The organism is Candidatus Endowatersipora endosymbiont of Watersipora subatra (genome assembly GCF_964026585.1).
Lineage (GTDB): Bacteria > Pseudomonadota > Alphaproteobacteria > Rhizobiales > Rhizobiaceae > Pseudahrensia.
Window position 1 is genome coordinate 523,186 of the sequence record NZ_OZ032160.1, and the last position, 12,619, is coordinate 535,804.

Sequence of the window (12,619 nt, forward strand, 5' to 3'; positions counted from 1 at the left end):
ATTTAAAAATTTAAATAAATTGAACCTTAGTCTCATACAAAGAGATGGTCATTTTTTAGGCTTATAAACACCTGTCACGGGATCTTCTTCCAGTTCAGTGGGTCGAGTGTCTTTCTTATCACGCTTATCTTGATGGATAGCTGCTATGTACCTACAAAAAGATGAGTAAGCAAGACCTGCAAGGCTGCTGACAAGAACGGCAGTCATTAATTGTACCATTTTAACACTTCCCCCTGCTTATATTTATATTGACAGGATAATCTTTGAAGATAAAAATTAAAGGCCTAAACGTGACCAAAGTGCTTTTTCTTCAAGTGCTGATAGGAATCCATCTGCAGCCTGTGCGATGATTTTTTCAGATCCTATACCAAGAACTCCTGACATTGAGATCATGGAACGACGTCCAAAGAGGCTTTTTTTAGGCTCGATAAATTTCAGCTTTGCTGTTTCACCATAACGGGATCGGATAGATCCTCGAATATCACCAATCGCATCAACGAGTCCAAGGTCCTTACCTTGGAGTCCAGTCCAGAAAAATCCAGTGAATAATTGCTCGTTATTCGTATCAATCAATCTATCGCCTCGACTTTCCTTCACTAAATTGATGAAGATATCGTGGATTTCCAACTGCAATTTTCTTAATCGAGCAATATCTTGTTTTTTTTCTGGTAGAAAAGGATCCAGCATGGATTTATTTTTTCCAGCGCTATAAATGCGTCGCCTGATACCGATTTTATCAATCGCCTCTTCGAAACCAAATGTAGCAGAGATGACGCCAATTGACCCGACAATGCTAGAAGGATCGCTTGTAATATCATGACCTGCGCATGCAATCATATATCCACCTGATGCTGCTACATCCTCAACAAATACATGAACAATTTTGTTATATTCAGAAGATAAATCACGAATACGTTGATATATCAACCGAGATTGAACTGGTGATCCACCTGGTGAGTTAATAATAATTGCAACAGCAGGGCTATTTTTTCTTTCAAAGGCTTTTTGCAATTGTTCAGCACATGATGTCAGATTAAGCCCAGGCCTCAATTGTGAGTTATTTGCTATAATGGCACCAGTAAGCTTAACTACTGGTATAGTAGTAGTGGTTTTTTGGAGTTTCTTAGGAAGAATTTTTTTAAAAAAAAGAGCCAAATCTATTCCTCTATCTTAATTAATATTAGCAGACCTACATGTGACGTTGACAACTAGATTGCAAGCTAAATTGTTACATTTACTGTTATCGACCCCTGAATATATTTTCAGCCCATAGCGCATAACATGCTGATTTTTTATGTAAAATTTTACCGCTCATCAATTGAAAGGGAGCTCGTGATCCTTTTGTTGCAGTAATAATTATCCTGCTAGCCGGTTCTCCAGATTTTGCATGAATTGGACAAACAGAAATATTCCCCATCCGGCCAGTAAGAGCATTCAAAGCCGTCGATAAGCTATCTGGGCGAAGAATAACAGAGAACTGACCTGAAGATTTCAAAATTGAAGTAGCCGTTTTGAACCATCCCTCTAAACCTCCAGATTTCAACACATGAGCTTTGGCTTTTAATGTATAATCAGATGCGTGAAAATTGGTGGTATTATAAGGTGGATTTGCAATTACGTGATCATATTTATTATCTATTAATTTATTGATTTTTCTATCTTTTCCTGATGCTAGTACATCAGCAGATATAACATTGACTCTATTCCCAAGATGTTTGTTTTCACGGAGTTTGAGTGATCTCAGAGCTAAACTGACCATAGTTGGATCAACCTCGACGAGATCTACACTCGTCAACTGATTACGTTGGGCTACGGCTAAACCAGCAACTCCACAACCCGCACCCAAATCTGCTACCAGCAACCCCTTTGCTTTTTGTGATACGCTAGCAGAAAGCAACAATGCGTCAATACCGCTCCGGTGTGCGCCGGATGCAGGCTGGAGAACAAAAAACGCACCATCTAGAAATGCGTCCTTGGTGATGTTATCACCATTCATCAAATTTCAAGAATCCATATCTTTAATCAAGTAGTCAAAAAAATGAGTTAATCTCTAACCATTTCATTTATCACAGTGTTATTGCCTTTTCTAACAGTGATTGTAACAGTACTTGAAATGAATATTTTCATGTCTAAGATCAGAATATCACATCTTTCAATGTAAACTGAGCTTTTGATGAGTAAAGAGGAGAGGATTGAGCTGCTAACCTAAAATCATATTATTTAAGAAAAAATGACGAAAACATAAACTTGATTTTTGAAAAGCCCAATACTTCATAATCATAAAATTATAAACGGTTCCATATAATAATACAAGCAAATTGATAATGCTCAGATCCCTAAAAACAGTGTCAATACTCACTCAATAAGACTTGATATTACTTGTATAAAAAGGGATGAAGTGTATTAAGTTTCTAATACGTCTAAGTCAAATAAATGGATAGTGTTCTGCCGCTGAGCCATGCACGAGAAACTGCTGCCAGCATCGATCTTTTGGTAAGATCAACTGCTGATGATATGGTGCGTGTCAATCAATTTATAGTCTCAAAAACTAATTCTGATGTACCCATGATCCCCCAAATAGCAAAGCATCTGATTAGTTCAGGTGGAAAGCGTTTACGGCCCATGTTGACTCTCGCAGCTGCTCAGCTTTGCGGATATCAAGGTGATGGTCATATCAATCTAGCTGCAAGTATTGAGTTTATGCATACAGCAACGCTATTGCATGATGATGTGATTGATGAAAGTGATATGCGGCGGGGAAAAGAGACAGCTCGTATAGTCTGGGGCAATCAGGCTAGTGTTCTAGTTGGAGATTTTCTTCTGGGACAAGCGTTCAAGATGATGATTGATGTGGGTTCACTGGATGCGCTTAAATTGTTATCGAAGGCTTCTATGATTATTGCAGAGGGTGAAGTAATGCAACTGGCTTCTGCACGAAGTATGGAAACAACGGAAGATGATTATCTCGTCGTGATCCAAGCCAAAACCGCTACCTTGTTTTCTGCTGCTGCCGAGGTTGGTCCTATTTTAGCTCAATCAGATAAGAATGTTCGTGATGCCTTCCGAGTTTATGGCCTTAATCTCGGTATTGCTTTTCAGTTGGTAGATGACGCGCTTGACTATAGTGGTTCAAAGGATAATCTTGGAAAAAATATAGGTGATGATTTTCAGGAAGGTAAAATCACATTACCAGTATTGCTTGCGTATCGCCGCGGTGGTGAAAGCGAGCGTAAATTCTGGAAAAAAGCTATGGAAAGTGATGCAACCTGTGCTGATAAAATGGATGAAGCTATGATTTTGCTTCGTAAGCATGGTGCAATTTCTGATACAGTGGAACGTGCGCGACATTACGGAAAAATTGCCCGTGATGCTTTGTCAGAATTTCCACAAAGTATGCGTAAGCAAGCTTTATTAGATGTAGTAGAATTTTGTGTAAGTCGTATCAATTAAGAATCATTGCCCATCAGTCATCACTTTCTCCTGTTAAGCCTATAAGGCAGATAAAAAGATTATGCTTCCTTTTATTTCTTGAGAGTCAATCCTTTAAGTTTCGGAGATATCATTGTTCGCTTTTGCTCCAGCTAAAATCAACCTTTATCTTCATATTCTTGGTCAACGCCAAGATGGATATCATTTTTTGAAAACGCTTGTTGTATTTTGCGATGTAGGGGACCGGATAACTGTGATTCCCTCGCAGCGCCAGCGCCTTAGACTGAGGATTACCGGTCCTTTTGCTTGTCATTTGCCTGTTTCATCATCCAATTTAGTCTGGCGAGCCGCCAAAATGCTTTATAAGATGACTTCAGGTCCTAAAGCTCATGCAATTTTACATCTGGAAAAAAAACTACCGGTTGCTTCAGGTCTTGGAGGAGGATCAGCTGATGCTGCTGCAACTCTTCGTATTTTGACGAAGTTTTGGAAAATGAACTCATATAAAGCGATCGTGGAAGAACGTGCACTAACATTAGGAGCAGATGTACCGATGTGTCTCTCTAGTATTCCTGCTTATATTTCTGGTATTGGAGAAATAATCCAGCCTGTTTTATTGCCTTCATTGTCACTTGTGCTCGTGAATCCAGGACGAGGTTTATCGACAGCGGATGTCTTCAAAAAACCGGATCTCTCCCCCCCAAAAAAAAATTTAAGAGAGATGCAACTAAAATCGATCCCTATCTTTACAAATTCATTTGATCTTGTTGAGTATCTGAGTTGTTGTCACAACTCTCTTGAGAGAGTTGCAAAGAATATAATGCCTGAGATCTGTAAGTGTCTTGACGCTCTATCCTCACAATCTGGACTGATGCTTTCTAGAATGTCTGGTGCTGGTCCAACCTGTTTTGGTATTTTTTCTAAGCCTGAAGATGCTCAACAAGCCCGAATTGCAATCGCTTCCCAATATCCGCAATGGTGGGTTCAATATACGCAAACACGAACACAACGAGTTGAAGAAAATTTTCACATCAAGAAAGGTAGAATGTAGAATATCGCGCGGAAGCTTGTTTTCAAGATGATTTCCTATTAATAGAGTAGAAGATCATTCAGACAAACCGTTTTTTTCCTTGAAAGAGTTCTATGGCTTCTCAGTTTATTTATCATATGCAGAATTTAAACAAGCTTTACACAGGAGGAAAGAAGGTTCTCGATAATATGCAATTATCGTTTTATTCGAATGCTAAAATTGGGGTATTAGGGCCGAATGGTTCAGGTAAGTCGACCTTGCTTAAAATTATGGCAGGGATTGATAGGGACTTTTCAGGTGAGGCCTGGTCGTCAGAAGGAACTAAGATTGGCTATCTAGCGCAAGAACCTGAGTTAGATAGTAGGAAGACCCTTCGTGAAAATGTGATGGATGGTATAGCCGATAAGACCGCACTCTTGGAACGCTACAATGAATCAATGATGAATTATTCAGATGAGGTTGCCTCTTTGCAAGATCAAATTGACTCTGAAGGTCTTTGGGATTTGGATATCAAAGTTGATGCCGCTATGAGTGCCCTGCAGTGCCCTGATACTGATATGCCAGTTCAACTTCTTTCAGGAGGCGAGCGTCGCCGTGTAGCATTATGCCGTCTACTCTTATCTGAACCTGACTTGCTTCTGCTGGATGAGCCTACGAATCACTTGGATGCGGAAACTATTTCTTGGCTAGAACAACACTTGCGAGAATTTAAAGGAGCGGTTGTGATGGTGACTCATGATCGCTATTTCTTGGACAATGTGACCAACTGGATTCTGGAGCTGGATCGAGGTCATGGTATTCCATATGAAGGGAACTATTCAGCTTATCTAGAGAAAAAGAAAAAAAGGATGATTCAAGAAGGACGTGAGCAAGATGCCCGTATGCGTCAGTTAGATCGCGAGCGAGAATGGATAGGACAATCTCCGAAAGCTCGTCAGGTGAAATCAAAGGCTCGTATCAATAAATATCATGAACTCGTTGAAGCTGCTAATGAACGAAAGCCAACGGATAACCAAATTTTTATTCCAGTAGCAGAACGTCTAGGACAGATCGTAATTGAAGCGAACTGTCTCAGTAAAGGATTTGATAAGCGCCCACTGATTGAGAATTTAAATTTTAAACTACCTGCTGGTGGCATTGTTGGTATTATCGGGCCTAATGGTGCAGGCAAGTCCACGCTTTTTAAAATGATTACAGGTGAAGAAACGCCAGACAGTGGAACCATACGGATAGGTGAAACCGTAAAACTTGGATATGTGGATCAAAATCGGGATTCTCTTGATGCTTGTAAAACTGTCTGGGAAGAAATTTCCGGCGGCGCAGAACTGATCAAACTTGGCAGACATACAATAAATAGTCGTGCCTATGTGAGCTCGTTTAACTTCAAAAAAGGTGATCAGCAGAAAAAGATAGGAATGCTTTCCGGTGGTCAGCGTAACCGTATCCATCTTGCTAAGATGCTTAAGTCTGGTGCAAATGTTCTATTGCTAGATGAACCGACCAATGATTTAGATACGGAGACTCTTTCTTCTCTAGAGACCTCTCTCGAGGAATTTGGCGGATGTGCAGTTATTATTTCTCATGATAGGATGTTCCTAGATCGGTTAACCACGCACATCCTAGCCTTCGAAGGGCATTCACATGTTGAATGGTTTCAAGGGAATTTTGAGGACTATGAAAAGAGTAAAATCGCTCGCTTTAGTAAAAAAGCAAAGTCAAGCACTCCTAAACGAATTCATTTCAAATCGCTAAATCGTTAGGACGAATAAAGTTTTACTACCCTTAAGTTGAAGTTCTTACCCGTCGAATGTTTGCACCAATAGCGGATAGTTTTTCTTCCAAAAGTTCGAAGCCACGATCTAGGTGATAAACTCTGTGTACTTCAGTCTCACCTGAAGCGCCGAGACCAGCGATAACAAGAGACATTGATGCACGAAGATCAGTAGCCATAACTGGAGCTCCAGATAAATTATTCACACCTATGACTCTTGCAGTTTGTCCGTTCACAGATATGTTAGCGCCGAGCCTTGTAAGTTCCTGTACGTGCATAAACCTGTTTTCAAATATCGTTTCTTTAATATGAGAAACACCATCTGCGCGTGTTGCCAATGCCATGAATTGAGCTTGTAAATCTGTAGGAAATCCAGGAAATGGACCAGTTTTAACTAAAATGGGCTGAATGATAGAATCAGTTCTGGATATACGCAGTCCATCACTGTCTTCTTGAATGCAAGTACCACTCGTAGCCAGAACATCAAGTACCTGCTTTAATAAAGAAGACCGCGCATTTTTAAGAAAAATATCACCGCCTGTCATGGCAACACAAGCGGCAAAGGTTCCAGTTTCAATTCTATCGGGTAAAACTGTATGGGTTGTTCCGTGCAATGATGATACTCCCTTTATGATGAGTTTGGACGTTCCAATACCAGTAATCTTTGCTCCCATTTTGTTCAAACATTCGGCTAAGTCAGAAATTTCCGGTTCACGAGCTGCATTTTCGATAATTGTCTCGCCGTTTGCTAAGCTAGCAGCCATCATCATTACATGAGTAGCACCAACAGAGACTTTAGGAAAGCAGTAGTAAGAACCTTGTAACCCTTTGGGTGCTTTGGCAACTATATATCCAGAATCGATATCAATCTTTGCACCAAGTGCATTGAGACTTTCAACAAACAGATCAATCGGGCGAGTTCCGATAGCGCATCCACCTGGGAGTGAAACCGTAGCAACACCCATCCGTGCTAAAAGGGGACCAATGACCCAAAAGCTAGCTCGCATTTTCCGTACCAGCTCATAAGGAGCGATTGTGTTAACAATTTTGGCAGCGCAAAATTTTACCCTTCTACCTGTTAGATTAGAGCCATCAGTTTGATTATCCATAACATGGTAGTCAACACCGTGATTTGATAAGATAGATTGAAGAACGAATACATCAGCTAAGCGCGGAATATTTTCAAGAATCAAGGATTCATGAGTCAATAAAGAAGCTATCATCAGTGGTAATGTTGCATTTTTTGCTCCAGAAATAGGTATAATACCATTAAGGACACTATTTCCCTGAATTAGAATTTTATCCATAGATAACCTCTGACGCTGAACCTAAAATAGGATTTAGAAAATCAAAATGATTCTTCAGAAAACTAGTTCCTAAAAAGGAATGTACTTAATTGTTTTCTTTTTCTTGAATGCCCTGAAAACCAATATCTCTTCGGTAGAATCCCTCAGGCCAGTCTATTTTTTTGACAAAATCATAGGCTTTTTTTTGGGCTTCTAACAAGGTTCTTCCTAATGCAGTTACATTCAGGACGCGCCCTCTAATTGCTTGAATCTGATTGTTAATATGCTCTGTCCCTGCATGAAAAACATGAACATTATCATGATCAATATTTTCTAGACCCTTAATTTGACTGTTTTTTTTGTATAGGCTAGGATAACCAGAAGCTGCCATCACAACAGTAAGGGCAATTTTATTAGACCAAATAGGAGTGACCTCTTTTAAACGTCCTTGTGCACAGTCCAGTAAAGTTGTTAGCAAGTCGCTTTGCAGCCGCATCATCAAAACTTGGCATTCTGGATCTCCAAAACGAGTGTTATATTCGATTAATTTAGGACCATCATCTCCAATTATAAGTCCTGCAAACAAAATACCTGAAAAAGAAATCCCTGAATCGGATAAACCTTGAAGACTAGGTAAAATAATTGAGTTTAGGACCTGATTAACCATTGCATCATTAGCAAGAGGTGAGGGGGAATAGGCTCCCATTCCTCCGGTATTAGGTCCAGTATTACCGTCACCAACATGCTTGTAGTCCTTAGCCGTACCAAAAGGGATAGCATCCCTTCCTTCACATAGAAAGAACATTGACACCTCTTCTCCTGTTAGAAATTCTTCAATAATGACCTTCGATTTGCTTTTCTTGAACAGCCCATCAAAACAAGAATCAATAGCAATATAGGCTTCTTTAAGAGTTTTTGCGACCGTTACACCTTTTCCATCCGCTGGACCATCAGCTTTGATAACAAGTGGAATAGGGGTATGAGCAACATACTGTTTAGCACTGACTGCATCTGTAAAATAACGATAGTCAGCTGTCGGAACATTCATCTGGTCGCATAGAGTCTTTGTAAAATGTTTTGATCCCTCCAGTTGAGCCGCTGCAGACGATGGAGAAAATGTTAGAATGCCAGCATTGCGTAATGAATCCGTTAGACCTTCAATAAGAGGCGCTTCAGGCCCGATTACTACGAAGTTAATATTCGTTAATTCGCAAAATGTGAGAACATCATCATGGTTACTAATATCAAGATCAATACGCTCAGAAATATTTTCTACACCACCATTACCAGGAGCTATAAACAATTTTCTACATTTAGGGGATTGTGAAATCCTCCAGCCGAGGGCATGCTCGCGACCTCCTGATCCAATAAGAAGGATATTCATTTTTTCAACCGTTTTCTGTGTGTTTACACTCACAAATTTACTTACTTTATTTCAAAATCGAATGCCAGATTGCCATGGATTCTGAGACTCAACAAAAAAAAATCAAGAACTTTCAGATGAAAGATGCAATGATGAATCTCTGGGTTTACCGCATTCTACCAGATTTTCTATGGCCATATGCTCAATTAGCGCGCTGGGATCGGTCTGTTGGTTGGTGGTTACTGCTTTGGCCCTGTTGGTGGTCGTTATCTTTAGCCTTGAAAAATGGTAAAATTGAAGATTTATGTTCCCAATTACTTCCGGAATGGCCATTTATATTTGGGGCTACGGTTAGTTTTAGCCTCTTTGGCCTCGGTGCAATCACAATGCGCGGAGCGGGTTGCACCTACAATGATATTGTGGATGTTGATATTGATATGAAAGTGACACGCACAGTATACAGACCCATTTCGTCAGGTAGAGTGAAAAAAAGTCAGGCAAAGTATTTTTTATTACTGCAAGCAATAATAGGAGCTTTAATTTTGTTAGCTCTTTGCTGCCTGGGTAGAAGGTTTAACAGTTTTGCTATGTGTTTAGGAATAATATCTTTGGTCATCATAGCCTTATATCCTTTCGCCAAACGGGTGACTTATTGGCCTCAGTTGATCTTGGGTCTTGCTTTTTCTTGGGGTGGGTTAATGGGATGGGCCGTTCTGTATAGCTCATTATCTACGTCAGCTTACTTTCTCTATATTGGATCTATTTTTTGGGTAATCGGTTATGATACAATTTATGCACATCAGGATAAAGAGGATGATATTCTCGTTGGCGTAAAGTCAACGGCTTTATTATTTAAAAAAAAACAAAAATAGCGATTCTCATTCTTTATGCACTTGCTTTACTGTTTTTTTTCATGGCTTATGTATATGCAAAGGCTGGATGGTTCTCTTATTTTGGGCTTTTTATTGGTACAGGACATATGATTTGGCAGCTAATACGTCTTGATATCGATAATGCGTCTCAATGTTGGAAGGTTTTTCAGTCAAATAGTGATTTTGGATTCATACTCTTTATTGGTCTGTTGATTGATATACTGATCAAGTTCCTGTGAAATATGAAATTCTTTAAACAAAACTTAAGGTGCAATCTTATTACTCAATGAACAAAGTCAGATAAACTACTTTAAAAGTTTTCCTGGATTCATAATATATCCAGGATCAAATGATTGTTTGATCTTCTTCATCATTGATAAAGCAATAGGGTCTTTTATCTGTTCTAGTTTATCTGTTTTCATCTGCCCAATTCCATGTTCTGCAGAAATGGATCCCTGAAATTTCTCTACTATTTCATAGATACAAGTCTGTATTTCTGCTTCATGTTTATAGAAGTCAGCACTATTCCAATCCACTGGTTGCGTAATATTATAATGTAGATTCCCATCCCCTAAATGGCCAAAATTGCAAATACGAGCACCAGGTATTAAGTTCATAATTGCTCTATCTGCCTGGTTTATAAAGGAAGGAATGGTATTAAGAGGTAGAGAGATGTCATGCTTAACTGACGCCCCTTGCGATTTTTGTGATTCAGATAAAGTTCTCCGCAAGCGCCAGAATGATTCGTTCTGATCAGATGAAAGAGAAACATTATCTTCAATTATCAGATCATTTTTGTAAGCAAAGGTCAAGATAGTTTTCAATTTATCGTAAGCATCTTGATTGGATATTCTAGAGGAAATCTCTATGAGGACATACCATGGTGCTGTCCTTATGAAGGGGCGCTGAATATTATCAGCTTTATATTTCAATGTAAACTCCATGGCTAGAGATGACATGAGTTCAAATCCTGTCAACTCACCACCCGCAATAAATTGCGATTGATTGAGTAACTGAAGTGCCTGTGAAGGGGTTTCCAAACACACCAGTGCCACTTTTTGGCCTCTCGGTTTAGAACATAATTTTAAGATCGCTTTTGTGATAATCCCTAGTGTACCTTCAGCGCCGATAAAGAGATTTTTTAAATCAAAGCCAGTATTGTCTTTACGCAAACAGCTCAAGCCATTCCAAATATCACCATTGGGCAGAACGACTTCTAGCCCCATGATCAGTTCACGCGTATTGCCATAAGCTAAAACTCCCATCCCACCCGCATTGGAACTAATATTGCCACCGATCTGGCAACTACGATCTGATCCCAAGAATAAAGGAAAAAGACGGTTAACCTCATCCGCTTTTTTTTGTACATCTCGTAAGATTGAGCCCGCTTCAACTCCCATTGTATTAGTTTCAAGGTCTGGTTCTAAAATCAAGTTCATCCGCTCCATTGAAACGATAATCTCGTTTTTATCCCCTCCATTCAGAGGGAGTGCTCCACCGGATAATCCTGTATTTCCCCCCTGTGGAATAATTCCTATTCTTGTCTTTGTTGCCAGCTTAAGGATATTTGAAACCTGCTTGACTGTACTAGGTTTCAATACCAACTGTGCTGGATTATTATAGCGACCCCGTGCATCCCTTGTGTAAGGATGAACATCTTCTGACGTTGTTAGAGTGTATCTTTTACCAACAATGGTTGAAAATTCATCAATCAAACCTGGATTTATTAGACAGGTCATGAGGTTTATATCCTAATATTTTTATCTTGAAGCAGCTCGTTTTAAACGATCATTAACAGCAGCACCTAATCCCTCAAAAGGGATTGGTTGTACAAGAATTGAGGATGCATCGGTTTTATCCAGTTCTGAAAGCATAGCAAAAAGATTTTTTGCAGCCTCTACGAGATTTCCACTGGTGCTAAGATTACGTACTGCAACACATGTCTGTTCGTGGATCGGTTGTTGTCCAAAAGCAAGTAGTGCATCTTTAGGATTAATGCTAATGCTGTTTACATTTAATTTTAGAGGTTTTGAAGGGGCATAGTGTGATAATAGCATACCAGGTGCTATAATAGAGCCCTCTTTTTTCTTCAGATTCATAGATTTAAATTTCTGTTTTAGGATTAATTCAATATCTTCACTTGCTATCCCCCCCTCACGTAGGAGAAAACAGCCAAGATCATCAATCTGAATGATAGTAGATTCTAGTCCAACTATACAGGGCCCTGCATCAAGAATAACATCCACAGAATCACCAAGACTATCTTGAACATGTGATGCACGTGTTGGACTCAGTTTACCTGAAACATTAGCACTAGGAGCCGCTAGAGGTTTCTGAAGAAGTTCTGATAAGGTTGCCATGACTCCCTGTGGTTGACGAAGCGCAATCGTTTTGAGATCAGAAGTTAGGACAGGGCTGATTCCACTACTATCATTCAATGGGACGACGAGTGTCAACGGTCCTGGCCAAAATGCTAAGGCCAGATGCTCGGCAATGGCATTGAACTGACCATACTTATGGGCCATAGCGAGATTAGAAACATGGATAATCAGAGGATTAAAAGATGGTCTGTTTTTGACTGTATAAATACGGACCACAGCCTCACAGTTGGTAGCATCAGCTGCCAGACCGTAAACTGTTTCTGTTGGCACTCCAACCAACTGGCCATCATAAAGCGCAGTTCTTGCCGCGTTTAAGCCTTCCATTAACGAGGTTTGAATATCAAAGAGCACACCCATTACCCATAAGAACCGTAAGAAAATGCACAAGTCCAACTGATAAATTTTGATTTATATGTATGATGGTCTCACATCTATAAATACTTCTTTTAAAGAGCTCTATTACTTTTAACGAAACATATTTTGAAGG

10 protein-coding genes and 1 pseudogene are annotated in these 12,619 nt (G+C 39.7%); 4 read left to right on the forward strand and 7 right to left on the reverse strand.

From position 1 onward, the window contains the following. Positions 1-48: 48 nt before the first annotated feature. From AAGD37_RS02450 to AAGD37_RS02460, 3 genes are all read right to left on the reverse strand, one after another. Entirely contained in the window at positions 49-219 is a 171-nt protein-coding gene (locus AAGD37_RS02450; protein ID WP_341759990.1) for a hypothetical protein, read from the reverse strand. A 57-nt stretch (positions 220-276) separates the two neighbouring features. Beyond that, on the reverse strand, positions 277-1,155 hold the full coding sequence (locus tag AAGD37_RS02455; protein ID WP_341759991.1) for a S49 family peptidase: 879 nt from the start codon (positions 1,153-1,155) through the stop codon (positions 277-279). A gap of 85 nt (positions 1,156-1,240) precedes the next feature. Then, positions 1,241-1,996, reverse strand: coding sequence for a tRNA1(Val) (adenine(37)-N6)-methyltransferase (locus AAGD37_RS02460; protein ID WP_341759992.1), 756 nt, complete (start codon positions 1,994-1,996; stop codon positions 1,241-1,243). 437 nt (positions 1,997-2,433) lie between these two features. On the opposite strand from AAGD37_RS02460, the gene AAGD37_RS02465 reads away from it, so the two are divergent. The 3 genes from AAGD37_RS02465 (at position 2,434) to ettA (ending at position 6,219) form a co-directional block, all read left to right on the forward strand. Then, the gene (locus AAGD37_RS02465; RefSeq protein WP_341759993.1) at positions 2,434-3,450 is read left to right on the forward strand and encodes a polyprenyl synthetase family protein; all 1,017 of its coding nucleotides are present in this window, start codon (positions 2,434-2,436) and stop codon (positions 3,448-3,450) included. A 112-nt stretch (positions 3,451-3,562) separates the two neighbouring features. Further along, positions 3,563-4,480, forward strand: a complete 918-nt coding sequence (locus tag AAGD37_RS02470; protein ID WP_341759994.1) for a 4-(cytidine 5'-diphospho)-2-C-methyl-D-erythritol kinase — start codon at positions 3,563-3,565, stop codon at positions 4,478-4,480. A 92-nt stretch (positions 4,481-4,572) separates the two neighbouring features. Beyond that, the gene (gene ettA / locus AAGD37_RS02475; RefSeq protein ID WP_341759995.1) at positions 4,573-6,219 is read left to right on the forward strand and encodes an energy-dependent translational throttle protein EttA; all 1,647 of its coding nucleotides are present in this window, start codon (positions 4,573-4,575) and stop codon (positions 6,217-6,219) included. 22 nt (positions 6,220-6,241) lie between these two features. Here the strand turns inward: ettA and murA are convergent, their stop codons facing one another. Next, entirely contained in the window at positions 6,242-7,537 is a 1,296-nt protein-coding gene (gene murA / locus AAGD37_RS02480; protein ID WP_341759996.1) for a UDP-N-acetylglucosamine 1-carboxyvinyltransferase, read from the reverse strand. Between the two features lie 85 nt (positions 7,538-7,622). Beyond that, complete coding sequence (purD, locus tag AAGD37_RS02485; protein ID WP_341759997.1) at positions 7,623-8,933, reverse strand: phosphoribosylamine--glycine ligase; 1,311 nt, start codon at positions 8,931-8,933, stop codon at positions 7,623-7,625. 41 nt (positions 8,934-8,974) lie between these two features. On the opposite strand from purD, the pseudogene ubiA reads away from it, so the two are divergent. Further along, positions 8,975-9,990: pseudogene (gene ubiA, locus AAGD37_RS02490) on the forward strand (4-hydroxybenzoate octaprenyltransferase). 66 nt (positions 9,991-10,056) lie between these two features. Here ubiA and AAGD37_RS02495 read toward each other — a convergent pair. Beyond that, positions 10,057-11,490 carry an FAD-binding oxidoreductase gene (locus AAGD37_RS02495; RefSeq protein WP_341759998.1) on the reverse strand — a complete coding sequence of 478 codons (1,434 nt, stop codon included), beginning with the start codon at positions 11,488-11,490 and terminating at the stop codon, positions 10,057-10,059. Between the two features lie 21 nt (positions 11,491-11,511). Then, complete coding sequence (locus tag AAGD37_RS02500; RefSeq protein WP_341759999.1) at positions 11,512-12,456, reverse strand: L-threonylcarbamoyladenylate synthase; 945 nt, start codon at positions 12,454-12,456, stop codon at positions 11,512-11,514. Positions 12,457-12,619: the final 163 nt, after the last annotated feature.

Coding starts and splice junctions, on each gene's coding strand:
- AAGD37_RS02450 (WP_341759990.1), bottom strand. CDS start 219: ATGGTACAATTAATGACTGCCGTTCTTGTCAGCAGCCTTGCAGGTCTT.
- AAGD37_RS02460 (WP_341759992.1), bottom strand. CDS start 1,996: ATGAATGGTGATAACATCACCAAGGACGCATTTCTAGATGGTGCGTTT.
- AAGD37_RS02465 (WP_341759993.1), top strand. CDS start 2,434: ATGGATAGTGTTCTGCCGCTGAGCCATGCACGAGAAACTGCTGCCAGC.
- ettA (WP_341759995.1), top strand. CDS start 4,573: ATGGCTTCTCAGTTTATTTATCATATGCAGAATTTAAACAAGCTTTAC.
- murA (WP_341759996.1), bottom strand. CDS start 7,537: ATGGATAAAATTCTAATTCAGGGAAATAGTGTCCTTAATGGTATTATA.
- AAGD37_RS02495 (WP_341759998.1), bottom strand. CDS start 11,490: ATGACCTGTCTAATAAATCCAGGTTTGATTGATGAATTTTCAACCATT.
- AAGD37_RS02500 (WP_341759999.1), bottom strand. CDS start 12,456: ATGGAAGGCTTAAACGCGGCAAGAACTGCGCTTTATGATGGCCAGTTG.